This window comes from Methylobacterium cerastii (assembly GCF_022179125.1).
GTDB lineage: Bacteria > Pseudomonadota > Alphaproteobacteria > Rhizobiales > Beijerinckiaceae > Methylobacterium > Methylobacterium cerastii.
Genome location: NZ_BPQG01000032.1, coordinates 116,616 through 139,957 on the forward strand (window position 1 = coordinate 116,616; position 23,342 = coordinate 139,957).

The window sequence follows — 23,342 nt, forward strand, 5'->3', positions numbered from 1 at the left end:
GACGAGGTTCTCCCGCGGAAGGACGTGGCAGCCTTACGCGCGAACCGCGCACGAGGTTTCGCGCCGGGCGCGCCGTCCGCGGTCGTCGCTCAGGCCGGGCTTCGCGCCAGCGTGACGACGCGGTCGGCGGCGTAGGTCGCGCCCTCGACCGGGTTCGCCACCCAGCGGCAGCGGCCGATCGCCATGTCGTGCCCCGCATGGAAATGACCGGACACCCACAGGTCGGGTCGCGCCGCGTCGTCGAGGTCGTCGAGCACCGTCGTCGCGTAGAAGGCCGGCACCCACCACGGCACCCCCGGTGCGTCGCGGAAGGCGTCGGCCGCACGCGGGCTCGGCGGATGGTGCGTCACCGCCACCGTCGGCCCGTGGAAGGGCTGCGCCAGGGTCGCCAGCAACTCGGCCCGCTCCGCCGCGTGCGCCGCCATCGCGTCGGCGGGAAGCCAGACCGTGCCGTCCGCCTTGCGGATCGAGCCGCGATACTCCCGTGAGCCGGTGATCGGGTCGGTCATGCGGTCGGCCGCGTAGGCCATCGGGTCGGCCGGGCGGTCGGGGGCGTCCGGCCCGAGCCAGCGCCCCGCCAGCGACCAGTCGCTCCACAGGGTCGCGCCGACGAACCGGACCCCGTCGAGGAGGCAGGCGGCGCCGTGCCGAAGCAGGTGGATGCGGGCGCCGCCTTCGTTCAGGCGCGCGACCTCGGCCGCGAGCGCGGCGAGGAGCTCGGGCGCGGTGCGCCCGTCGCCGGTCGGCGCGTAATGCTCGTGGTTGCCCGGCACGAGGACGACCGGCCTGCCTCCGGCCAGCGCCAGCACGGCGGCGAGCCCGCGCTCGGGGTGTCCTTCGTACAGGTCGCCGGCGCAGACCATGACGTCGAACGGCCCGCTCGGCGGGGCGATCAGGTCGAGGCGGCGGCGCTCGAGGTGGAGGTCGGAGATCGGGAAGATTCTCACGGGGTCCGTCCTGCGTCGTGCGCGGCGCGGCGCTCGGCGGCGGCTGCGCGAAGGATGTCGCCGGCCGAATCCGCGTTGAGGATGGCGATGCCGGCCGCCGCGATCAGGTCGGGCCAGGGCGAGGGCTGGAACGCGGTGACGAGGCCGGCGGCGATGATCGCGAGGTTGGCGTAGGCGTCGTTCCGGGCGGACAGCCAGGCGGCACGCGTCAGGCTGCCTGCGCCGTCGCGGTGGCGCGACAGCATCAGGGCGCAGGTGAGGTTCACCGCGAGCGCCCCGAGCCCGGTCAGCGTCAGCGGAAGCGGCGCCGGCGCGCTCATGTCCGAGACCTTCTCGTAAGCCGCGTAGGCGGTGGCCAGCGCCGGCACCATCAGGATGCCGGCCATCGCCGTGCCGAGGCGCGCGCGGTTGGCCGCGCTCCAGCCGAGGCCTGCGAAGATCAGCAGGTTGATCGCCGCATCCTCCAGGAAGTCGAGGCTGTCGGCGATCAGCGCCACCGAGCCGATCGCCAGCGCCACCGCGATCTCGATGCCGAAATAGCCGAGGTTCAAGCCCGCAACGCGCAGGACGACGGTGCGGAGCGGGGGAAAGGCGGCGGATTCCACGCGGGCGACGGTGTCCGTTACGGGTCGGGCCGCCTCTTCGCCCACCCGGTGCCTGCTGTCGAGCCGCCCTTACGCGTTTCGTCCGGCTGGATTCGGAGGCCGTCCTGTGCGAGGCGGGTCGGCCATCGGACCGAATCCGTTCGGCCGGAACGAGGAGTCTCAGATGTTGCCCGAATTGCGCGTTCTCTACTTCGAGGACCTCGAAGTCGGGCTCTCGGAGACCCTCTCGAAGACGATCGCCTCCTCCGACGTGGTCGGGTTCGCCGAGATCACCGGCGACCGCAACCCGATCCACCTGTCCGAGCACTTCGCGGCGCGCACGCCGTTCGGCACCCGCATCGCCCACGGCCTCTACACCGCCGGGCTGATCTCGGCGGTGCTCGGCACCCGCCTCCCCGGCCCCGGCGCGGTCTACATCAGCCAGACCTTGAACTTCCGCGCGCCCGTGCGCATCGGCGACACCGTCGACGTCACCGTCGAGGTGGCCGAGCTGGTGCCCGAGCGGCGCCGCGCCCGCCTCAAGTGCACCTGCGCGGTGGCCGGCGAGGTCGTGCTCGACGGCGAGGCCCTGGTGAAGGTGCCGACCAAGGCCGAGGCCGACCCGCTGGCGGTCCGCATGGGCGGCCGCCCGCCGGCGTGAGCGGTTCCCGGTGCCCGGGGGCATGATGTCTCCTTGCGATCGTGACCTTCCGGCATGATCCAGATCTCCGACCCGTCCGATCCGCGCCTCGCCCCCTACGCGGCGATGCGCGAGCGCGACCTCGTCGGGCGAGCCGGGCGCTTCATCGTGGAGGGCGAGGTGACGCTTCGGCTGATGCTGTCGCCCCGCGCCCGCTTCCGCACCGAATCGATCCTGCTGCTGCCCGAGCGCGTCGCCGGGCTCGCGGCCGCGATCGAGGCTTGTCCCGATCGGCCGCCGGTCTACGTCACCGACCGCGCCGTGATGAGCGCGGTGGCGGGGTTCCCGATCCATCGCGGCGTGCTGGCCGTCGGAATCCGCGGCGACGACGCGGGCGCCGAGGTGCTCGTTCCGCAGGCGGCCGCCCCGGCTTTGGTCGTAGGCCTGGCCGGCTTGACCAACCACGACAACGTCGGCGGCCTGTTCCGCAACGCCGCCGCCTTCGGCGCCGACGCGGTGCTGCTCGACGCCGGCACCTGCGATCCGCTCTACCGCAAGGCGATCCGCGTCTCGGCCGGCGCCGCCCTCACCGTCCCCTTCGCCCGCCTCGATCCCGGCGTCGACTGGTTCGCGACGGCCGCCGCCCTCGGCCTGGAACCGCTCGCGTTGAGCCCGTCCGGCGCCGAGGATGTCGCCGACCTCGCGCCGCCGTCGCGTGCGCTGCTCATCCTCGGAACCGAAGGCCCCGGACTGCCGGCCTCGGTGCTGGCGCGGATGCGCGGGCTGCGCATCGCTATGGCCCCCGGCTTCGATTCGCTCAACGTCGCCACCGCAGGCGCGATCGCGCTGCATCGCCTCGCGTGCGGGCTCCGCACTGCGCGCGACAATGAGCACCCATTGCCTTGACCCCGCAGCGAGCTAGCTTGACCGCACGGTGGAGCGGGCGGCAGCCCGTCGTCCGCCGGGAAGTTCGGATCGGGGAGTCGGGCGCGTTGCTTCAATCACGTGAGGGCCTGCGGACGTTGTCCGGGCGCCGGGTCGTCGTCGTCGGTGCGGGGCCCGGCGGTCTCGCCACGGCCCTGTTGCTGGCGCGCGCCGGCCTTCAGGTCACGCTGATCGAGAAGGACGGGCAGGTCGGAGGCCGGACCAAGACGGTGTCGGCGCCCGGTGGCTACAAGTTCGACATCGGCCCGACCTTCTTCCTCTATCCCCAGATTCTCGCCGACATCTTCGATAGTTGCGGGGAGCGGCTTGAGGATCACGTCAAGCTCGAGCGGCTCGATCCTCAGTACCATCTCGTCTTCGAGGCGGGCGGCGAGATCCGCGCCACCGGCGACATGGACCGGCTGGAGGCCGAGGTCGCGCGCATCGCCCCGGAAGACGCCAAGAACGTCAAGCAGTTCTTCGCCGACAACCGCGTCAAGCTGAAGTTCTTCAAGCCGGTGCTGGAGCAGGCGTTCCACACCCTGCGCAGCATGGCGAGCCCCGGGATGCTGCGGGCGCTGCCCCACCTGCATCCCGGCCGCAGCGTCGACCGCGACCTGCAGCGCTACTTCAAGGACCCGCGGGTCCGCCTCGCCTTCGCGTTCCAGACCAAATACCTCGGCATGTCGCCGTTTAGGTGTCCGAGCCTGTTCACGATCCTCTCGTTCCTCGAATACGAGCACGGCGTCTACCACCCGGTCGGCGGGTGCGGTGCGATCTCGGAGGCGATGGCGGGCCTGTGCCGCCGCATGGGCGTCGATATCCGCCTCGGCACCTCGGTTGAGCGCGTCACCTTCGACGGCAAGCGCGCCGACGGCGTGATCGTGGACGGCGAGCGGATCGCGGCGGACGCCGTGGTGATCAACGGCGACTTCGCACGGGTGATCCAGGACCTCGTCCCGGAGGAGCACCGCCCGCGCTGGCGCGACCGGAAGATCGAGAAGGCGCGCCTGTCGTGCTCGACCTTCATGATGTACCTCGGCATCGAGGGGAAAGTGCCCGACAGCCTCGGGCACCACACCATCCTCCTGGCGGAGGATTACGCGCGCAACATCCGCGAGATCACCGACGGCATCCTGCCGATGCAACCCTCGGTCTACGTGCAGCATGCCGGCTACACCGACGGCGGCATGGCGCCCCCCGGCCACACCGCCCTCTACGTCCTCGTGCCGGTGCCGAACCTGAAGGCCGGGATCGACTGGCCCGCCACCCGCGCGACCTACCGCGCCCTGGTTCTGGAGCGCCTGAAGCTCCTCGGCCTCGACGACGTCGAGAGCCGCATTCGCTTCGAGCGCATCGTCGACCCGGTCGAATGGCAAGACAACTTCTCGGTGTACGAGGGGGCCACGTTCAACCTTGCGCACGACTTGATGCAGATGTTGTACTTCCGCCCGCACAACCGCTTCGGGCCGGGCTTGTACCTCGTCGGCGGCGGCACGCATCCGGGCTCGGGCCTGCCGGTGATCTATGAGGGCGCGCGCATCTCCGCGCGCCTGCTGATCGAGGAACTGGCCGGCGCCCGCGTCGCCGAGACCTCCGGCGTGCCCGAGACCGCCGCGCTGGCCACCGGCGGCGAGACCTCGTGAGGTTGAGCGGGCGCCGCACCCTCCGCACGTCGCTCTCGATTCCCCCATCCGCCTGGGTGCTCGCCCGGATGGCGACGGTCCTCGTCGCGGCCCTCGCCGCCTTGCCGGCGACCGCGGCCACCGTGGAGGTCTTGGTGGAGGGGGCCGACCCGGGCGCCTCGGTCTCCGTCGCCCTGTGCCAGGGCGGGCTGTCGGAGGAGGCGTGCAGCGCCGGGCAGGAGACGACCGCGCGCGGCGGCGCGGTCACCGTGGTGTTCCGCGACGTGACGGCCGGCCGCTACGCGGTCGCCGCGTTCGAGGACGTGAACGGCAACCGCCGGCTCGACCGGACCGGCCTCGGCCTGCCCATGGAACCCTACGGCTTCTCCGGCGGCGCCGGGCTCAAGGCCCGCCCGACCTTCGCCGAGGCCGCCTTCGACCTGCGCGAGCCCGGGTCCGCCCTGCGGGTCCGCCTCGCCCGCGCCCTGCCCCGACGCTGAGGCGCGCCGTGACGGAGCCTCTCGTCCGCGTCGCGGGCGCCGCCCTCGCCTATCGCGACCGCCGCGTGCTCGACGCCGTCGATCTCGTCCTCGACGCGGGCGAGATCCTGGCGCTGCTCGGGCCGAACGGCGCCGGCAAGACCTCGCTGATGCGCCTGATCGCCGGGCGCCTCGCGCCGCAGGCCGGGACGGTCCGGGTCGGCGGGCACGATCCGTTCCGGGTCCGCTCCGCGCGGCGCGGAATCGGCTGGGTGCCGCAGGAGATCGCGCTCTATCCCCGCCTCACCGTCGCCGAGAACCTCGGCGTGTTCGCCCAGCTCGCCGGCCTCGGCCGGCGCGAGCGGACGGGGGCCGTGGCCGAGGCCATGGCGCTCACCGACGTCGCCGAGGCGGCGGGACGCCCGGTCGGGCTGCTGTCCGGCGGCTACCAGCGCCGGGTGAACATCGCCGCGAGCCTGATGTGCAAGCCGGGCCTGGTGCTCCTCGACGAGCCGACGCAAGGGGTGGACCTGACGGCGCGGGCCGCGATCCACGCCGTGCTCGGCCGCCTGCGCCAGGAGGGCACCGCGATCCTGATCGCCACCCACGACTTCGCCGAGGCCGAGCGCCTGGCCGACCGCGCCGCCTTCATGGCCGCCGGCCGCATCGTTCGCGAAGGCACGCTCGCCGACATGCTGGCCGAGCTTCGCCAAGGCGTCCCCGAGCGCGAGGTCGCCCTGACCCTCCCCGCCGGGCCGGCGGCCGACCAGGCCCTGCGGCATGCCGGGTTCGCGCCCTCGCACAGCCCGCTGGTCTGGCGCGCCGCCCCCGGCGTCGGCCGTGTCCTCGACGGCGCGGACCTGCTCGACGCGCTGCGCGCGCAGGCGGTGCCGGCCTGCGAGGTCCGCGTGCGGGCGCCCGGCCTCGAGGCGCTCTATCTCGACGCGCTGGCCGGCGACCCCGCGGCCCTGCGCGCGGCCGGGGCCGCCCGATGATCGGCGCCGCCTTCCGCGTGATGTGGATCAGCCTGATCCGCGACCGCGCCGCACTGACGATGGCCTTCGTGCTGCCGACCGTGATCTTCGTGATCTTCGCCGCGATCTTCTCGGGCGCGATCGGCGACCGCATCCGCATCCATCTCGGGCTGGCCGACCTCGCCGGCACCGCCACCACCGAGCGCCTGATGAAGGCGCTGGAGGCCGACCCGTCGCTCCGCGTCACCCGACTGCCCGAGCGGGACTTGCCGGGCGTCGTCGCGGCGGTGCGCCGCGGCCAGGTCGACGTGGCGCTGGCGATCCGCGGCGACCTGTCCGCGCCGGCCGCCGGAGCGGCGGCGGAGCAGCCGGTGGTGCTGGTCGAGAGCCCGGCCAAGGCGCTCGCGACCCCGATCGCGCTGGGCCAGCTCCAGCGCGTGCTGAACGAGGCGCTGCCCGACGTGGTCTTGTCGCGGGTCGTCGCCGACGTCGAGCGCAGCGGCAAGATCGGCGCCGACGAGCGCGCCTTCCTCGACCAGGCCTTCGCCGAGCAGCGCGCCAAGAAGGAGCCGTTCAGCTTCGCCTCCCTGGTGGAGCGGCGCAGCACCGCGGCCGGCGCCGCCAACGAGCGGGTGCGCTACTATGCCGGCGCGATCACCGCGGTGTTCCTGCTGTTCGCCGCGATGCAGGGGGCGATGTCGCTCACCGAGGAGCGCGCCACCGGCCTCGCCGACCGGCTGATGGCCGGACCCGGCGGGCTCGCGGTGATCGTGCTGGGCAAGTTCGCCTTCCTCACCCTCCAGGGCGTCGCCCAGGCCGGGCTGATCTTCGCGGCCGCGGCCCTGTTCTACGGCGTCGAGATCGGCCCGCACTGGCCGGCCTTCCTCGTCACCTGCGTCCTGGTCTCGGCGATGGCGGCCGGGCTGGCGCTCGCCGCCTGCGCCGCCGCCGCGACCCGCCAGCAGGCCCACCTCGCCTCGACCTTCGGCGTGCTGCTGCTCTCGGCGGTGGGCGGCAGCATGGTGCCGCGCTTCCTGATGCCGCCCTGGCTACAGCAGGCGGGCTGGTTCACCCCGAACGCCTGGGCGATCGAGGCCTACCAGGGTGCGTTGGGCGACGGCGCCGGCGCGGCGCTGGCGGCCTGGGGCGTGCTGTTCGCGATCGGCTTCGCGGGGCTTGGCGCCGCGCTCCTTCTCGTTTCGCGGCGGACGGCATGACGGACCGTCCGGCGCGACCCGGTGGCGCGTTGACCGCCGGTCCGTTCTGCCTAGCTTCCATCAAGCGGACGCCGTCGTCGCGGGCGTGCCGGGAGTATCGATCGTCATGAGCCAGGATTCCACGGTCGCCGTCGTCGGCAGCGGGCTCGGCGGCCTCGCAGCCGCCTGCGTGAGCGCGGCGCGCGGACACCGGGTCACGGTCTACGACAAGAACGAATGGCTCGGCGGCAAGGCGGCGGTGCTGCACGAGGGCGGCTTCCGGTTCGACATGGGGCCGACGATCCTCACCGTGCCCCGCGTGCTGGAGCGCATCTTCGCCGAGGCCGGCCGCAACCTGCACGACTATCTCGACCTGCGCCGCCTCGACCCGCAATGGCGCTGCTTCTTCGACGACGGCACCCGCATCGACCTGATGCAGGACGTCGCCCGCATGGCCGCCGACATGGATCGCTTCGCCCCCGGCAGCGGTGCGGGCGAGGGCTACCGGAAGTTCCTCGACGTCTCCGAGAACCTGCACGGCATCTCGGAGAAGTTCTTCTTCTGGAAGCCGGTCGAGGACCTGTTCGACACCATCAACATCCGCGCCAACCTCAACCCCGGCACGCTGCGCGACGTGCTCGCGCTGCGCATGCATGCCTCGGTGGCGAGCACGATCCGCGGCAAGGTCAAGGACGCCCGCTTGGCTCAGATGCTCGACCACTTCGTGCAGTATGTCGGCTCCTCGCCCTACGGCGCGCCGGCGGTCCTCTGCGCCATCGCCCACATGCAGACGGCGGAAGGGGTCTGGTACCCGATGGGCGGCACCCGCGCCGTCGCCGAGGCGCTGGCCAAGCTCGCCACCGAACTCGGCGCGACGCTGAAGCCGGGCGAGGAGGTCCTGGGCCTCGACGTGTCGGCCGGCGCCGTGAAGGGCGTGCGGACCAAGTCCGGTTCCACCGCCTACGATGCGGTGATCTCCAACATGGATTCGGTGCGGACCTACACGGAGCTGGTCGGCGGCGACGCCGGCAAGGCTTACGCCAAGAAGAACCCCGAGCCGGCCTGCTCCGGCGTCGTGCTGTATCTCGGTCTGAACAAGCGCTACGAGCACCTGAACCACCACGACTTCGTCTTCTCCAAGGACCCGGAGGAGGAGTTCGACTGGATCTACCGCAAGGGCGAGCCGGCCCCGGACCCGACCGCCTACCTGGCGGCGCCCTCCTCCACCGACCCGTCGGTGGCACCCGACGGCGGCGAGGCGCTCTACGTGCTGGTGCACACGCCGTACCTGCGCCCCCACCACGACTGGAAGACGATGTTCCCGGCCTACCGGCAGGTGATCCTGGACAAGCTCAAGCGCACCGCCGGCATGCCCGACCTCGAGGAGCGCATTGTCGTCGAGCGCCATCTCACGCCGCAGGACATCCACGAGCGCTACCACGTGCTCAACGGCGCGATCTACGGGCTGGCCTCCCACGGCAAGGTCATGGGCGCGTTCAAGCCCGGCAACCGCTCGCGGCAGGTGCGCAACCTCTACCTCGCCGGCGGCGCAGCCCACCCCGGCCCTGGCATGCCGATGGTGATGATGTCGGGCTGGATCGCCGCCGACGCGCACGATTCCGACGCCCGCGGGCAGCTCAGCGAATCCGCGTGACCGGCGGGACGGCACTCGGCGCACCGGTCGGGGCCTGAGCGCATGGCCGACGCGCCCGATCGCAGCCGCCGGTTCCGGGCGCCGCCGCCGGCCTCGCCGGTGGTGTGGCGGTTCATGGTCGCCTACTTCGACCGCTTCCTCCGGCGGCGGATGAACGCCCTGCGCCTCGCGCGCTGGGGCCTGCCGCCGGACCTCGGCCCGGGGCCGGTGGTGGTCTACTGCAACCACCCGGCCTGGTGGGACGCGGCGGTGATCATCCTGCTCGCCGGGCGGCTCTTCCCCGAGCGGTCGAGCTATGCGCCCTTCGACGCGCGGATGCTGGAACGCTACGGCGTCTTCCGCCGCATGGGCGCCTTCGGCGTCGACCTCGACACGCCCCGGGGCGCGGCGCAGTTCATGGCCGCCTCGCGAGAGATCCTCGCCCGGCCGGCGAGCGTCCTCTGGATCACCGCCCAGGGGCGCTTCGCCGACGTGCGCTTGCGGCCCCTCGACCTGCGCGCCGGCGTCGCGAGGCTGGCCGAGATCGCGCCGGACGCGCAGTTCGTGCCACTGGCCCTCGAATACGCGTTCTGGGACGAGAGCGGCGCGGAGGCCTGCGCGGCCTTCGGCGCGCCGGTCTCGGGCCGTGTCCTGGCCGCCCTGCCGCGGGTCGAGCGCCTGGCACGGCTGGAAGCCGACCTGACCGCAATCCTCGACCGCCTGAGCGCCGACGTGGTCGCCCGCGACCCGGCGCGGTTCCGCGACCTCGTCTCGGGACGCCAGGGCGTCGGCGGCCTGTACGACGGCTGGCGCCGGCTGGCGGCGACCCTGCGCGGGCGACGCTTCGAGCCCGGTCACCGGGCGGCGGTCGGCAACCCCGAGTCGCAGCTTCGGTCGCAAATCCAACCGCATATGCAGCCTCAATCGCATTTGCCGTTGCACACGCAATCGCAGTTGCACACTCAATCGCAGTTGAACGCGCAATCGCAGTTGCAGTCTCACTTGCAGTCTCACTTGCAGTCTCACTTGCAGTCGCAGTCGCAATCTCAGCCCCCCCCCGAGGACGCGCGTCGCTGATGGCCGACCCTCTGCTCCTCGTCCTCGCGATCCTGGCGCTGGCGGCCGCCCTCCTCCCGGCGGTGCTTGCGGCGATGAACCTGACGCTGCTGCGCACGCCCGAGCCCGAGGCCGGCGAGGCGGGCCTCGTCTCGATCCTGATCCCGGCGCGCAACGAGGCCGGCCACATCGCCGAGACCGTGCGCGCGGCGCTCGCCAGCGTCGGCGTCGCGATCGAGGTGCTGGTCGGCGACGACCACTCGACCGACGCCACCGCCGCGATCGTCTCCGGCCTCGCATTGGCCGAACCGCGCCTGCGCCTCGTGCCGGTGCCGCCCCTGCCCGAGGGCTGGACCGGCAAGAACCACGCCTGCGCGCACCTGGCCGGCGAGGCGCGCGGCGCGCACCTGCTGTTCGTCGACGCCGACGTGCGGCTGAAGCCGATCGCGGCGGCCGGGCTCGTCGCCCACGCCCGCCGCAGCGGATCGGGGCTCGTCAGCGCCGTGCCGCGGCAGGTGATGGGGACGCTGGGCGAGAAACTCACCGTGCCGATGATCAACTTCCTGCTCGTCGGCTACCTTCCGGTGGCGATGATGCGCGCCTCGATGCGTCCGGCTTTGGGCGCGGCCTGCGGGCAGATGCTGCTGATCGGGCGCGACGCCTACGCGGCCGTCGGCGGCCACGGCGCCATCCGCCGCTTCCTGCACGACGGGGTGAAGCTGCCCCGCCTGCTGCGCGCCGCCGGCCACCGCACCGACCTCGTCGCGGGCCATGCGCTCGCCGACTGCCGGATGTACACCGGCTTCTCGCAGTGCTGGGCCGGCTTCTCGAAGAACGCCCACGAGGGCATGGCGACGCCGGTGGCGCTGCCGGTCTGGACCGCGCTGCTGGGCCTCGGCCACGTGATGCCGGCCCTGCTCGTGCTCGCCGGGTTGCTGGTGGGCCTCTCCGGCGCGACCTGGTTCCTGGCGCTCGCCGCGCTCGCCGTCTCGCTCGCGACCCGTGCCGCCATCACCCTGGTGACGGACGAGCCGGCCGCCACCATCCCGCTCCACCCGGCGGCGGTGGTCGTCGCGCTGGCGATCCAGTGGAACGTGCTGCTGCGCCGCAAGCGCGCCGGCGCGGCCGTCTGGAAGGGCCGCAGCTATCCGACCGGCGGAGCCTGAGTCTCGGCGATCATCCAAGCCGTCGTGTCCGGGTCGGCGCCCGCGACGGGCAGATGCAGGATGATCGGCGTCTCGTAAGGGTGGCGCGCCTTCAGCGCCGCCGCCAAGGTCTCCGAGAGGCCGGCGCGCGTCTTCATGAACGCGACGACCTCGTCGGCGTGCGCGGCCGCGCCCTTCCAGGCGTAGACCGAGCGCATCCCGGGCCGCACGTTGACGCAAGCCGCGAGCCTGTCGCGCACCAGCGTCTCCCCGACCGCGAGCGCCGTCTCGGCATCGGGGAGGTGGTATAGACGAGGAGCGGACGCTCCATGCTATGGCTCTCCCGACGGCGAAGGCGGCACGCGCTCGATCGAGCCCGGCGCCGGCCCCGCGTCAACTGAGGTGGTCCCGGGTCCCGCATGCCGCGCTTCCACAAGGTCGCCTTCGTCGCGAGCCCGACGCCCGACGCCCGCGAGGCGGCCGCCGCCCTGATGCGGCGCTACGACCACGTCGCGCCGGAAGAAGCGGACGTGGTGGTGGCGCTCGGCGGCGACGGCCTGATGCTGCAGGTGCTCCACCGCTTCATGGACGCGAAGAAGCCGATCTACGGCATGAACCGCGGCACCGTCGGCTTCCTGATGAACGAGTTCCGCGAGGACACGCTGCTGGAGCGCCTGGAGGCGGCCCATCGCAGCGTCGTCCACCCGCTGCTGATGGAGGCGCACGACACCGAGGGGCGCAGCCACCGCGCCCGCTCGATCAACGAGGTCTACCTGCTGCGGCAGACCCACCAGACCGCCAAGCTCAAGATCTCCGTCGACGGGCAGGTGCGGCTGCCCGAGCTGATCGCCGACGGGGTGCTGGCCGCGACGGCGGCGGGCTCCACCGCCTACAACCTGTCGGTGGGCGGCCCGATCCTGCCGCTGAACGCCAAGCTCCTGGCGTTGACCCCGATCTCGGCGTTCCGGCCCCGGCGCTGGCGCGGCGCCCTGCTGCCGGACCACGCCCACATCCGCATCGAGGTGCTCGACGCCGAGCACCGGCCCGTCGCGGCGGTGGCCGACCACACCGAGTTCCGCCGGGTGTCGATGGTGGACACCTGGCTCGACCGCGAGACCCATCTCGTGCTCCTGCACGACCCCGGCCACAGCCTCGACGAGCGCATCCTGCGCGAGCAGTTCGGCTGATCCTGCTCACTCTCTTTGCGGTGCTGCATTACCTTCCGCCGAACCGGCCACCGCTTCGACGGGAAATGCTCTCGGTTCAAAACGCAGTCAGCTTGGCCGTGTCATTGTCTGCCGGCGACCCATTGCAGAAACTGGGAGCGTCCGCTTGCGGGGCACTTGGTGAAGCAGAAACCTATGGCCAGCATGGGAGGGAAGCGGACCTTCCCAGGACTCATCGTCGACGTCCATCGGGCTATTTAGGGATCGACCCATGGACGTCAGGATCAGCGCGCCATCAGGGCCGATCGCTGCTCTTTGGCTTGGCCGCGACCCGGCCATCTTGCTAAACGATGGACGTATTCTACTGCTGCAAATGACGAGAGTATGACAAGTTCTGGTATCCCGCGGTCGAAGAACCCCCAGCAAAGGCATTTGAGCAGGGCTTCGGCCGACAGCTTCGGCTTCTATCATGATATGATCCAGTCGAGCGGCGCGGCGACGTACCTCCTGGGAGATGCATTCGAGGCAACCATCGCCGCGCAACATTTCGGCCGCTTGACGGTGTACGATCGGCAACTCATCGGCGCCGATCATAGGCGGGACCTCGTGCACATTCGGCGCGACGGTTTCGAGCACTACTATCTCCAGGTCTTACGCTCCGGCCGGGTCGTGAGCGGTCGTCCTGGGGACGAGCGTCGTCTTGTCCCGGGTGACGCCGTTCTCTTCGATGCGACCCAACCGATGCGGTCGATCGTGGACGACGGCGATCTCGTCACAGTCATCTTGGCCCGCGATCAAGTCGAAGCTGTCTCGCCGGACGTGCGCCATCTGCATGGAAGCACCCTTCCCGGGAGTGAGCCAGGCTCACTTGGCAAAGCCGTGCTTTCTTTCCTGCGCTGTGCATCGAGTTTCCCAGAGACCTCAGCCGCCGGGATCGGTCACGTCATCACCAATATGCTCGGTCAGGTCCAGGGAAGGTCCGATGCGGCTTACAGTGACGCCGTCGGCGAAAGCAATTTGGAGTCATCGCGGCGCTTGAGGGCGGAAATCTTCATCGACAACAACCTTGCGGCAGATTTGAGCTCCGATGCTATCGCCCGTAGCATCGGTGTTTCTCGATCTTCTTTGTATCGAGCGATGCAAGCCGTCGGCGGCGTCGAAACGGTCGTCAAGCGTCGACGTGCCGCTCGTCTGCGGCTGCTGATATCCCGACAGGACACAGAAACGTCGATCGGTTTTTTCGCGGAACAGATCGGTTTCTCGAGTATCAGCCACGGTTCACGTGCATTCAAGGAAATCTATGGACAATCACCGGATCAGTTTCGGGCTGCCCTTCGATCTGACGCAATTTCGGCAGATCAAGCTTTGAACCCCGGGCGAATGCGGAATTGGTACGGCACTATAAACGACTGAATGGGTGCATTTGGTTCAGATCTGCATCGCGCTTGATGTCATCGACGGCGGACTGAAGCAGTTGTCGCGACGTGCCTCCTTCCAACCGACTGGCTTCTGCTCGGTTGGAAAGCGTGGTGCCCGGTCCGAACGGCCGGCATGGGGCGGAAAGGGAACGTCCGCTTCAGGGCGAAAGGCCTATTTCCGCTCACCGCCCTCAGCAGACCATCCCACGGCCAAGCTGAGCGGATTCCCACCCTAAGCCGCCAGATCCCGCCGGACCGCATCGTCGGCGAGCGCCTGGAGCGTCTCCTCGAACACGGCTCGGATTTGCGCGATCTGCCGCGTGCCGGGGATCGCTCGCTCCCCACGTGCCCGCCCCTCGACGGCGGCGAGCAGTCCGACCAGCCGGATCGCTCCGACGTTGGCACTCATCGACTTCAACCCGTGGGCGGCGCTGGCGACGACGGCCGCGTCGCCGTTCGGGATCGCGGCTTCCAAGGCGGCGAGCGCCACCGGTGCCTGCGCCGTGTAGAGGCCGAGCACCCGGGCCAGGAAGGCGCCGTCGCCCATTTCGGCGAGGCCTTCGAGGGTTTCGCGGTCCAAGAGCGCCGGTGCGTCGGGAAGCGCTGGTGCGTCGTCGCGCGTCGGCAGGCCGGCCGTCGGCGTCGCCGCGTCGTCGTCGAACGCTTTGGGCGCCGTCCCCGTGTCCATGCCGGGTGCGTCCGCGGCGACGAAGCGGCCGAGCACCTGCGCGAGCTGGGCCAGGGTGAAGGGTTTGGCCAGCGTCCCGTCCATGTCCGCGTCCTGCCACGCCGTGGCGCCGTCGCCGATCACGTGCGCGGTCATCGCGACGACCGGCAGGCGGGCGGCGCCGGCCTCGGCTTCGCGGCGGCGGATGGCGCGCGTCGCCTCGAACCCGTCGAGGACCGGCATGCTGCCGTCCATCAGGATCAGGTCGAACCGGGCGGCGGCGCTCGCGGCCACCGCCTGCGCCCCGTCCCCGACGGTGATCACGTCGGTCACGCCGCAGCGTGCCAGGGCCTCGACCGCGACCTCCAGGTTCACGGCGCTGTCGTCGGCCACGAGCACGCGGGCGTGGGGGAAGCGCGGCAGGGCGTCTGCGGCCGTCGCGGAACGCTGCGTGTTCGCGGCGAACGGGCGGTCGGCGGCAAGCGCCGCCAGCACCGGCCGCCACTCCGCCTGGACCACGGGCCAGCGCAAGACCTCGTCGGCGAGCCCGGCGCGGAGCGCCTGCTGGCCCGCCGGATCGCCCATCGGCGCCACGGCGACCACCCGCAGGGCCGCGTCCGGGCGGCGCCCGCGGGCGAGGAGTTCGGCGGCATCGAGGATCCAGGGTGCGCGATCCGCCGCGGTGTCGGCGAGGGGTGCGAGGTCCGCCTCGACGAGGCCCGCCGCCAGCGCGACGCGCGTCGCACCGCCGAGGCCGGCCAGGACGACGCCCGCCGGCGCATGGCCGGCCCGGCGGATCGCCTCGGCCGGCTCCGGTGCCGCGATCGGAATCCGCGCCCAGAAGGTCGAGCCCACGCCGACGCGGCTCTCCAGGCCGACGGTCCCGCCCATCGCCGCGATCAGGCGCTCGGCGATCGAGAGGCCGAGGCCGGTGCCGCCGAAGCGGCGGGTGGTGGATTGGTCGGCCTGGGTGAAGGCGGTGAAGACGCCGGCGATCTTGTCCTGCGGGATGCCGATGCCGGTATCCGTGACGGCGATCTCCAGCATCCGGCCGTCGTCGCGCGTGCCCATCCGGACGAGGACGTGGCCGGCTTCCGTGAACTTCAGCGCGTTCGAGACGAAGTTGCTCACCACCTGGCCGAGGCGGACCGGGTCGCCGACCATCGCCGCCGGCACGTCCGCGCCGACCTCCGCGGCCAGGTCGAGGCCGCCGTTGCGGGCGCGCTCGCCGAACAGGGTGACGACGGTGTCGGCGATCTCGCGCGGGCTGATCGTGGTGCGCTCGAGCTCGAGCTTGCCGGCCTCGACCTTCGCGAAGTCGAGGATGTCGTTGATGATCGCGAGCAGCGACTGGCCGGAGCGCGCGATCACCTCGGCGTAGCGGCGCTGGCGCGGCGGCAGGTCGGTGGCGGCCAGGAGTTCCGCCATCACCAGCATGCCGTTCATCGGCGTGCGGATCTCGTGGCTCATGGTGGCGAGGAAGGTCGACTTCGCGGCGTTGGCGGCGTCGGCCTGCTCGCGGGCCTCGCTGAGGTCGTGGGTCCGGACGCGGACCTCCTCTTCCAGGCCGGTGCTGTAGGCGGCGAGCTGCCGGTCGCGGACGTTCACCGCGCCAAGCAGGTCGTTGAAGGTCTGCGCCAGCGCGCCGACCTCGTCGTCGGTGGTGACGTCGGCGCGCCGGCTGTAGTCGTGGCGCGAGCGCACGGCGTCCATGGTGCCCGCAAGCGCGGTGAGCGGGCGCGTCACCGCGCGCTGCAGCCGGAGTGAGACCGCCAGGCCGACGAACACCGCGACGAGGCCGGCGAGCAGCGCGTTCAGGGCGACGTCGCCGAGGCGCTCGGCGAGGTCGCCGGTCTCGGCCACGACCACGACCCGGCCGATCGCGCGCTGGTTCTCCAGGACCGGCTCGCCGACCTTCAACGTCCGCGTCAGCATCAGGGCGAGGAGCGAGGGCCGCTCGGTGGCGTCGAGGTCGAGGTCGTCGGCGAGCCGCAGCCCGATGCCCTGCTCGCCCAGGATGCTGCCGTCGGCGCGCAGCAAGGCGGCGTAGACGAGCGAGGGGTTGCGCGCGATCGCGCGAAGGGTGGTGTCGGCGGCGTCCGCGTCGTCGCCGGCGATGGCGCCGGCGCCGCTATGGGCCAGCACGCGCGCCACCGTGCGCAGCGCCTCGCCCTTGTCGGCGGCGTAGCGGTCGACCTCGCGCCAGACCGAGAGCGTCGTGGCGACCAGCAGCGCCACCGCGACCGCGCCGATCACCGCCCAGGCGACCCGGCCCGCGAGGGACCGCCTTGGATCGAGTGCCTTCCAACGCATCGCGCCCCGTACCCTTCCGACCGTGTCGTCCGCCGCCCTCACCGGACGCCGCCGATCTTGCCGCCGATCACGCCGCCAAAAGCTGGCATTGCCGTTCGACCTCGCCCCAGCCGGCCAGGAACGCCGCGACGCAGGCCGGGTCGAAATGAGAGCCCGCGTTCTCGGACAGGAGCGCCCGCGCCTTCTCCAGCGGCCACGCCGCCTTGTACGGGCGCTCCGAGACCAGCGCGTCGAACACGTCGGCCACGGCGACGATGCGGCCCGAGAGCGGGATAGCCGCGCCTGAAAGGCCCGCCGGGTAGCCGGTCCCGTCCCAGCGCTCGTGGTGGCTCGCCGCGATCTCGGCGGCGAGCCGCACCACGTTCGAGGTGCTGCCCTCGAGGATGCGGCGGCCGCGCTCGGCGTGCTTCTCCATCTCGCCGCGCTCCTCCACCGAGAGCGCGCCGCGCTTGAGTAGGATCGCGTCGGGTACGCCGATCTTGCCGACGTCGTGCATGGTCGAGGCGAGGCTCAGGAGGCGGCAATGTTCGTCGTCGAACCCGAGGTTTCGCGCGATGATGCCGACATAGGTCGAGACCCGCGCGATGTGGTTGCCGGTGTCGGTGTCGCGGTGCTCGGCCGCGCGCATCAGGAGGTCGATGATCTCGCGCTCCCGGGCCTCGATCACCGACACCGCGGCGGCGACCTCGCGGGCGAGCCACGCCGCGCGGTCCTGCTCCTGGCGGTGGGCGTGGCTGATCTTCATCAGGTTGGTGACGCGCGCCCGGATCTCGGCCGGGTCGAACGGCTTGCCGAGGAAGTCGGTGGCGCCCGCATCGAGCGCCTGCCGGCGGATCGCGCGCTGGTCCATGCTCGTCACCATGACGACCGGCACGTGCGCGAAGCCTTCGACCTCCCGCGCGGCCGCGATGAACTCGATCCCGGTCATCCCCGGCATGTCGTAGTCGGTGATGGCGATGCCGATCTGCGCGACGTTGGCGCGCAGGAACGCGAGCGCCGCGACCGGGCAGGTGAACTCCACCGGCTCGCAATCGGGCACGGGCTTGAGCGCCTGCACGACGAGCAGGTTGTTCAGTTCCGCGTCGTCGAGGATCAAGGCGAGCATGGCGCTCCCTCCCGTTTGCGATGAAGGCGACGGGCCGTCATTGCGTCAGCAGCAGCCGGCCGGAGATCGGCCCGACGCCTTTCGGCACCGGCACGCTCGTTCCGGCGTAGTTCGCGTTGAGGACGAGGTTCGGGCCCTCGTAGAGATTGATCTGCTGGGCCACGATCACGGTGTAGGCCGACTGGTCGGCCACCGGCTTCGACGAATCGATGACGAGGCGCCCGGCCGGCAGGTAGATCGTGCCGAGCATGGTGCGGGCGTTGTCGCTGATGATGCGGTAGGTCCGCACCGGCTTCGTGATCGCGAGCGGCGGCGGCGTCGGGCTGATGAGGTCGCCGAGCAGCGTGTCGACGAGGGCCGTCGGGTCGATGGGAAGCAGGACGCCCCGGTCCTCGGACATCAGCAGGCCGGCCATGACGCCGGTGACCGGCGCCTTGAGGCTGATGGTGGTCTTCTTGTCGAAGACCAGGCCGCCGTTGTTGCCGGTGAAGTAGAACGCCACGTCCTCGCCGATCAGCGTCGCCTTCTTGTCGACGATGAGCGGGCCGTCCTTCATCACGTAGACGCCCGGCTTCAGCGTGACGACGGCGTCGTCGGTGATGTGCAGGCCGGCGCAGTAGGTGCCGGGCTCAAGCATCATATTCTGCTTGATCGTCTTCATGGCGAGGACGTTGAGCAGGTTCAGCGGAAACGGCAGCGTCATGCAGGGCTCGATCGGCGGCGCGGCGCGGTCCTTCAGCGGGTCCTCGATCACCGGGCATCCGGTCTGCGGCGTCGGGCTGAAGTTCGCGCGTACCCCGAGATAGCCGCCGGCCGAGCAGATCGTCTGCGCCTTGGCCATCGCGTTCGCTTGGCCCACCATTCCCGTTCCCGAGGCGGAATTCGAGTAGAGGGCGCAATCGGTGGCGGTGACCTGCGCGCTCTTCTGCAGGTTGAACGCGCCGGCCGCGTAGGAGTCGAGCGCCAGCATGCATAGGCGCATCCGGCCGACGACGCTCGCCTGCGCCTTCACCGCGAGCTTAGCGGCGGGCAGGCCGACGAAGCTGCCGAAGGACAGCTTGTAGGTCTCGGAGGCGGCCACCGTGACGTTGGTCTTGTCGGGCGCGACGGTGACCGCGACGGTCAAAGGCCGGTCGGACGGCGACTTCGCCTCGGACCGGACCGTCTGCTCGGTGATGCCGGTCACCGCGGCGGTGTTCGACAGGGCGAGCTTGAGGGCGTTGCCGCCGGCCAGCGCCCCGGCGTCGGCGGCTGCCTGCAGCTGGGATCGCCGGGCGGCCAGGCGCGCATAGTCGACGCCGCCGCCGACGAGGCCGAGCAGCACCGTCGCGACCAGGCCGAAGATGAGGGCGACGGCGCCGCTTCGGTCGGCTCCGAACGACCGGATGCGGGATGCCACGAACCCGAACCCGTGGCTCGACGCTTGCCCCGCTCGACGCCCGCTTTCCATCCCGACCGCCTCCTCGGCCCATCATGAACCTCGGGTCTACAGAGACCGGATTAATGAATGGCCCTGATCGTCCGGCCGAATGCCGCACAGGACGCGCCGAACCGCGAAGGATGCTGCGATCAGGAAACAACGAGCGGTTGTTTCGAAAGGCGTAGACCAGCATCGCGTTGCCGTACGCGGTGACGGGCTTATAAAATTACACGCTCAGGTAGAGTTTTTGCGCGAGATGTTGGCGCGATCCGGCGCAGGACGCTCTAGGGCGGCATGGTATCTAAAACCCAGAGTTGTACAACCGGCGTTACTCGGATGCGCACCGGGCGGATGTCGATTCTTCCGGTCGATCACAGAAATTTTAAAGCACTCGGCCTCTAGACTGCCGTCCACCCAGGGTTGGGCCGTGCCGACGATCGGCGGTCCGTGCCCCTTCAGGCTATCGATGCGCCGGACGATCCAGATACGCCGCGAGCTGCCGGACGACCGAAACGGACTCCCCGGCGCGATCGTCGCCTGGGCGACGGGTCTGCCGGCGCGCCTTCGTTCGGCATCCGGCAAGGGCGGACGCCACCCGCGGTTGCTGGCCGACCGGCGCGGAGTCGCCGGCGTCGAGTTCGCGATGCTGGCGCTGCCGTTCTTCGCCCTCCTCGGCGTCGTCGCCGAATCCGGCGTGGTCGTGCTCGCGCAGCAGACCCTCGACGTCTCGGTCGACCGGGCGTCGCGCCTGCTTCGCACCGGCGAGTTCCAGGACCGCGCCGACGGGTCCGATCCGAGCCAGCGCCTGCGCCAGCTGATGTGCGGCAATTCCAGCCTGTTCTTCGCCTGCCGCGAGGTCCGCCTCGACGTGACGCGCGCCGCGAGCTTCAAGGGCTCGCAGGTGGCCGAGCCCTACGACACGCAGACCAAGACCGTGGCCCAGAGCTTCGGGACCCAGTTCCAGTGCCCGGCCGGGGACGACGTGATCGCGATACGCGCGGCCGTCCCGATCCTGCGGCTGTTCTCGTTCCTCGACTTCACCGGCCGCCGCCTCTCCGACAACCGCCAGCTCCTGGTCTCGACCGTGATCTTCCGGGCGGAGGCCTACGACGCCAAGCCGTGCCAATGACGGTCTGCCGGGGCGGTCTGCGTCGGTTCCTGCGCGCGCGCGGCGGCGTCAGCGGCGTCGAGTTCGCCCTCGTCGCCCCGATCCTGCTCCTGATGTTCATGGCTTCGATCGAGCTGCCGCGGGCGTTCACCACCGCCCGCCGGGCCTCGCTCGCGGCGACGACCATGGCCGACCTGATCTCGCGGGACGACGTGACCGACGTCGCCGAGGTCTACGCCGCCGCCCAGGCGGTCACGAGCCCCTACGACCTCGCCCGCGCCGGGATCGTGCTCACCGCGGGGGGCGTCTACCTCGACGGGCTGACCCCCGTGGCGAAGGTCTGCTCCAGCGTCGCGCGCAACGACCCGCCCCGGTCGGCGGGCTCGACGATCGGACCAGCCCCGCCCGGCACCGCGAGCCCCGGGGACCGGCTGGTGATGGCGGAGATGCGCCTGCCCTACACCGCCGTGTTCAGCGTCTTCCCCGTCCTCAAGAACTGGACCTTCGTGGTGCGCAAGACCTGGCCGGTGCGGACCGGAAAGGCCTATCTCGGCCGCGAGGAGGTCGTGCTCCCCGGCGGGAAGCCCTGCGCGGTGTTCTGAACGGGGTTTTGCCGGCGCGGTCATCCCGCGTCGCCGAGCGTCGTGTCGCCGTGATGGTCGAGGCCGGTCCGAAGGAGATCGCCGCCGGGCGCGAACATCGCAGCCCGACGACGGTGCGGATGCGGCACGAACCGGCGACGAAGGCCGGTGTTCGAATGGGTCCGGAAGTCCACCGTGCTCCCTACCTGGCAAGAGGCAACCGGAACGGGTTCGGCGACTTGAATAGCCCGGGCGCGATGGCGCTCGCCAGGAGCGACGCCAGACATGCCCGGAACCGAGATCCGCCTTGCCCTCGATGCGATCCCGATGGGGGGCATGACGGAGGGGGCGGCCGGGGACGAGAAGGCGCTGTTCGTGCGCGACGCCTCCGGCGTGCGGGCGTTCCAGGCCAAGTGCCCCCACCTCGGTGCGCCGCTGGCCAAGGGCGAGATCTGCGGCGGGCGCCTCTACTGCCCCTGGCACAAGGCCGCCTTCGCGCTGGCCGACGGCACCCTCGAAGAGCCGCCCGCCCTCGATTCCCTGACGCGCTACCCCGTCCGCATCGAGGGTTGCGAGGCCGTCGCCACCCTCACGCCGGAGCCGGCGCCGCGCAAGAGCGTGGCCGCGACCGTGGAGAGCGTGCTCGTCGTCGGCTCGGGCGCCGCAGCCATCGCTTGCGCGAAGACCCTGCGCCGCGAAGGCTATGCAGGCCGCATCACCCTGGTCGGCCGGGAGGCGCACCCGCCCTACGACCGGACCAAGCTTTCCAAGCAGTTCCTGGCCAAGCCGACCCCGCCGGACAAGGTGCTGATCGAGCCCGACTTCGCGCAGAGCAATCAGGTCGAGCGCGTCACCGAAGAGGTCGTCAAGGTCGATCCCGCCCGGCGCGACGTGACGCTGAAGGACGGCCGGACGCTCACGGCCGACGCGATCCTCGTCGCCACCGGAAGCCGGGCGGTGATGCCGGACTTCCCCGGCCACGACCTCGACGGGGTCTTCACCCTGCGCAGCCTGGACGACGCGGTGCGCGTCAGCGAGGCGGCGGGCGCGGCCAAGACGGTCGTCGTGGTCGGCGCCGGCTTCATCGGCATGGAGGCCGCCGCGTTCCTTACCAAGCGCGGGTTGTCCGTCACGGTTCTAGCCCGCGAGGCGGTTCCCTTCGCCGAGCGCTTCGGCGAGGCGGTGGGCGCGGCGCTGAAGCGGTACCATGCCGGCAACGGCGTCACCTTCGAGACCGGCTCCGTCGCCAGGATCGCCGGCAGCGGCCGCGTCGAAGCGGTCGAGACGGAGGACGGACGGCGCCTTCCGGCCGACATCGTCCTCGTCGGCGCCGGCGCCAAGCCGGAAACCGACATGGTCGCCGGCATCGAGGCCGAAGAGGGCGGCGGGCTCAAGGTCGGCGGCGATCTCAAGCTCGCGGACGGCGTCTGGATCGCGGGCGACATCGCCGCCTTCCCGGAGATGGCGAGCGGCGAGACCGCGCGGATCGAGCATTGGCGCCTGGCGCAGCAGCACGGCACGCACGTGGCCCACGCCATCCTCGGCCGGGGCGGCGCGTTCGCGGGCGCGCCGTTCTTCTGGAGCAACCAGGGCGACAAGCGGCTCGATTACGGCGGCTACGCCAAAGCGTTCGACCGGGTCGTCCTGCAGGGCGACGCCGCCGCCCTCGACTTCATCGCCTATTACGTCACGGGCGACCGGGTGACCGCCGCCTGCAGCATCGGTCGCAACGGCGCCTTCACCGCGTTCCTGCACCTGCTCGGCCTCGGGCGTCTGCCCTCGGCGGCCGAGATCGAGGCTGGGGCGGATCTGCCCGCGCTCGCGAAAGAGGCTGCCTAGGATCTGCCTGGCGATCCATCGAGGACGGCGGCGGCAGTGGGCCTGAGCTGCCGCCGCGTCGGTTCCCCGGCGGGCGGCCGCTCGGGCCGGCGAGCCAAGCGGCCCGACGCAGAAGGCCAAAGCCTCGGGAGCGTCGTCGCAAAGCATCCGGCAAGGTGAGGCCCCGGCGGCCGAAGATGCGGGCGTGGTCCTGTTACACTTTTCGACAAATTCGGCGCAAAACCAAGGAAACCGCCCCGCAGGGATCGCTGTTCTTAGGCCATCGCAGCAGAGGAGATGCCAATGCGACTGAAACTTGCTGGCGCAGCCATCCTTGCCCTCGGTACGATTGCAGCAACAGCTGGCGCCGCCGAGGCGCGCGACGGGTGCGGACCCGGAGGCCATCGCGGTTATTACGGGTATTGCCGTCCCAACGTCGTCTACCGGCCCATCGTCGTGCGCCCAGTCGTCTACGGCTACCGCCGCGTCGGCTGGTACGGCCCGCGGTGGCACCGCTGGGGTGGCTACCGCCACGTCGGCTGG

19 protein-coding genes and 2 pseudogenes are annotated in these 23,342 nt (G+C 71.3%); 15 read left to right on the forward strand and 6 right to left on the reverse strand.

Annotation, left to right across the window (positions count from 1 at the left end; genetic code table 11):
• Window positions 1-89 precede the first annotated feature (89 nt).
• Together MFF13_RS11505 and MFF13_RS11510 are read right to left on the reverse strand one after the other, a co-directional pair.
• Window positions 90-947 (reverse strand): metallophosphoesterase, encoded by an 858-nt coding sequence (locus MFF13_RS11505; RefSeq protein WP_147828104.1) that lies wholly within the window; start codon window positions 945-947, stop codon window positions 90-92.
• A complete protein-coding gene (locus MFF13_RS11510) occupies window positions 944-1,552 on the reverse strand; it encodes a cation efflux transmembrane domain-containing protein (protein WP_147828105.1) in 609 nt (202 codons plus the stop codon). Before MFF13_RS11510 ends, MFF13_RS11505 begins: the two co-directional genes overlap by 4 nt.
• Before the next feature lie 163 nt (window positions 1,553-1,715).
• Between MFF13_RS11510 and croR the strand changes: the two genes are divergently transcribed.
• The 9 genes and pseudogenes from croR (at window position 1,716) to MFF13_RS11555 (ending at window position 11,224) form a co-directional block, all read left to right on the forward strand.
• Window positions 1,716-2,192, forward strand: a complete 477-nt coding sequence (gene croR, locus MFF13_RS11515) for a 3-hydroxybutyryl-CoA dehydratase (RefSeq protein WP_147751911.1) — start codon at window positions 1,716-1,718, stop codon at window positions 2,190-2,192.
• A gap of 54 nt (window positions 2,193-2,246) precedes the next feature.
• Window positions 2,247-3,077: a TrmH family RNA methyltransferase gene (locus MFF13_RS11520; protein WP_147828106.1), complete on the forward strand. Its 831-nt coding sequence runs from the start codon at window positions 2,247-2,249 to the stop codon at window positions 3,075-3,077.
• 86 nt (window positions 3,078-3,163) lie between these two features.
• Window positions 3,164-4,741: a phytoene desaturase family protein gene (locus MFF13_RS11525; protein WP_147814581.1), complete on the forward strand. Its 1,578-nt coding sequence runs from the start codon at window positions 3,164-3,166 to the stop codon at window positions 4,739-4,741.
• A gap of 68 nt (window positions 4,742-4,809) precedes the next feature.
• Window positions 4,810-5,220, forward strand: a complete 411-nt coding sequence (locus tag MFF13_RS11530; protein ID WP_147751925.1) for a DUF2141 domain-containing protein — start codon at window positions 4,810-4,812, stop codon at window positions 5,218-5,220.
• Between the two features lie 8 nt (window positions 5,221-5,228).
• Window positions 5,229-6,194 carry an ABC transporter ATP-binding protein gene (locus MFF13_RS11535; protein ID WP_147828107.1) on the forward strand — a complete coding sequence of 322 codons (966 nt, stop codon included), beginning with the start codon at window positions 5,229-5,231 and terminating at the stop codon, window positions 6,192-6,194.
• Window positions 6,191-7,390, forward strand: coding sequence for an ABC transporter permease (locus MFF13_RS11540; protein ID WP_147828108.1), 1,200 nt, complete (start codon window positions 6,191-6,193; stop codon window positions 7,388-7,390). The genes MFF13_RS11535 and MFF13_RS11540 overlap by 4 nt, the downstream gene beginning before the upstream one ends.
• 106 nt (window positions 7,391-7,496) lie before the next feature.
• Window positions 7,497-9,023, forward strand: coding sequence for a phytoene desaturase family protein (locus tag MFF13_RS11545; RefSeq protein WP_147828109.1), 1,527 nt, complete (start codon window positions 7,497-7,499; stop codon window positions 9,021-9,023).
• Window positions 9,024-9,137: 114 nt separating this feature from the next.
• A pseudogene (locus MFF13_RS11550) lies at window positions 9,138-9,863 on the forward strand (lysophospholipid acyltransferase family protein); the annotation flags it as partial.
• A gap of 215 nt (window positions 9,864-10,078) precedes the next feature.
• Complete coding sequence (locus MFF13_RS11555; RefSeq protein WP_147828110.1) at window positions 10,079-11,224, forward strand: glycosyltransferase family A protein; 1,146 nt, start codon at window positions 10,079-10,081, stop codon at window positions 11,222-11,224.
• Here the strand turns inward: MFF13_RS11555 and cutA are convergent.
• Window positions 11,203-11,534 (reverse strand): annotated as a pseudogene (gene cutA, locus MFF13_RS11560) (divalent-cation tolerance protein CutA). The gene MFF13_RS11555 and the pseudogene cutA sit on opposite strands and share 22 nt — an antisense overlap.
• Before the next feature lie 88 nt (window positions 11,535-11,622).
• Between cutA and MFF13_RS11565 the strand changes: the two are divergent.
• Window positions 11,623-12,390, forward strand: a complete 768-nt coding sequence (locus MFF13_RS11565; protein ID WP_147762087.1) for an NAD kinase — start codon at window positions 11,623-11,625, stop codon at window positions 12,388-12,390.
• A 363-nt stretch (window positions 12,391-12,753) separates the two neighbouring features.
• Complete coding sequence (locus MFF13_RS11570) at window positions 12,754-13,782, forward strand: helix-turn-helix domain-containing protein (protein WP_238272216.1); 1,029 nt, start codon at window positions 12,754-12,756, stop codon at window positions 13,780-13,782.
• A gap of 237 nt (window positions 13,783-14,019) precedes the next feature.
• Here MFF13_RS11570 and MFF13_RS11575 read toward each other — a convergent pair whose 3' ends face one another.
• The 3 genes from MFF13_RS11575 to MFF13_RS11585 form a co-directional block, all read right to left on the reverse strand.
• The gene (locus tag MFF13_RS11575; protein WP_147828112.1) at window positions 14,020-16,767 is read right to left on the reverse strand and encodes an ATP-binding protein; all 2,748 of its coding nucleotides are present in this window, start codon (window positions 16,765-16,767) and stop codon (window positions 14,020-14,022) included.
• 67 nt (window positions 16,768-16,834) lie between these two features.
• A complete protein-coding gene (locus MFF13_RS11580) occupies window positions 16,835-17,872 on the reverse strand; it encodes an HD-GYP domain-containing protein (RefSeq protein ID WP_147828113.1) in 1,038 nt (345 codons plus the stop codon).
• Window positions 17,873-17,909: 37 nt separating this feature from the next.
• A complete protein-coding gene (locus tag MFF13_RS11585) occupies window positions 17,910-19,271 on the reverse strand; it encodes a pilus assembly protein TadG-related protein (protein ID WP_238272217.1) in 1,362 nt (453 codons plus the stop codon).
• Window positions 19,272-19,758: 487 nt separating this feature from the next.
• On the opposite strand from MFF13_RS11585, the gene MFF13_RS11590 reads away from it, so the two are divergent.
• The 4 genes from MFF13_RS11590 to MFF13_RS11605 form a co-directional block, all read left to right on the forward strand.
• Window positions 19,759-20,421: a TadE/TadG family type IV pilus assembly protein gene (locus MFF13_RS11590; protein WP_238272218.1), complete on the forward strand. Its 663-nt coding sequence runs from the start codon at window positions 19,759-19,761 to the stop codon at window positions 20,419-20,421.
• Window positions 20,418-21,002 carry a TadE/TadG family type IV pilus assembly protein gene (locus tag MFF13_RS11595; protein WP_147828131.1) on the forward strand — a complete coding sequence of 195 codons (585 nt, stop codon included), beginning with the start codon at window positions 20,418-20,420 and terminating at the stop codon, window positions 21,000-21,002. Before MFF13_RS11590 ends, MFF13_RS11595 begins: the two co-directional genes overlap by 4 nt.
• 264 nt (window positions 21,003-21,266) lie before the next feature.
• Entirely contained in the window at window positions 21,267-22,820 is a 1,554-nt protein-coding gene (locus MFF13_RS11600; protein WP_147828115.1) for an FAD-dependent oxidoreductase, read from the forward strand.
• Window positions 22,821-23,102: 282 nt separating this feature from the next.
• The coding region (locus MFF13_RS11605; RefSeq protein WP_238272219.1) for a GCG_CRPN prefix-to-repeats domain-containing protein at window positions 23,103-23,342 on the forward strand (240 nt) is incomplete at its 3' end.

Coding starts and splice junctions, on each gene's coding strand:
- MFF13_RS11565 (WP_147762087.1), top strand. CDS start 11,623: ATGCCGCGCTTCCACAAGGTCGCCTTCGTCGCGAGCCCGACGCCCGAC.
- MFF13_RS11595 (WP_147828131.1), top strand. CDS start 20,418: ATGACGGTCTGCCGGGGCGGTCTGCGTCGGTTCCTGCGCGCGCGCGGC.
- MFF13_RS11520 (WP_147828106.1), top strand. CDS start 2,247: ATGATCCAGATCTCCGACCCGTCCGATCCGCGCCTCGCCCCCTACGCG.
- croR (WP_147751911.1), top strand. CDS start 1,716: ATGTTGCCCGAATTGCGCGTTCTCTACTTCGAGGACCTCGAAGTCGGG.
- MFF13_RS11555 (WP_147828110.1), top strand. CDS start 10,079: ATGGCCGACCCTCTGCTCCTCGTCCTCGCGATCCTGGCGCTGGCGGCC.
- MFF13_RS11530 (WP_147751925.1), top strand. CDS start 4,810: ATGGCGACGGTCCTCGTCGCGGCCCTCGCCGCCTTGCCGGCGACCGCG.
- MFF13_RS11590 (WP_238272218.1), top strand. CDS start 19,759: ATGCGCCGGACGATCCAGATACGCCGCGAGCTGCCGGACGACCGAAAC.
- MFF13_RS11600 (WP_147828115.1), top strand. CDS start 21,267: ATGCCCGGAACCGAGATCCGCCTTGCCCTCGATGCGATCCCGATGGGG.
- MFF13_RS11575 (WP_147828112.1), bottom strand. CDS start 16,767: ATGCGTTGGAAGGCACTCGATCCAAGGCGGTCCCTCGCGGGCCGGGTC.
- MFF13_RS11540 (WP_147828108.1), top strand. CDS start 6,191: ATGATCGGCGCCGCCTTCCGCGTGATGTGGATCAGCCTGATCCGCGAC.
- MFF13_RS11545 (WP_147828109.1), top strand. CDS start 7,497: ATGAGCCAGGATTCCACGGTCGCCGTCGTCGGCAGCGGGCTCGGCGGC.
- MFF13_RS11580 (WP_147828113.1), bottom strand. CDS start 17,872: ATGCTCGCCTTGATCCTCGACGACGCGGAACTGAACAACCTGCTCGTC.
- MFF13_RS11570 (WP_238272216.1), top strand. CDS start 12,754: ATGACAAGTTCTGGTATCCCGCGGTCGAAGAACCCCCAGCAAAGGCAT.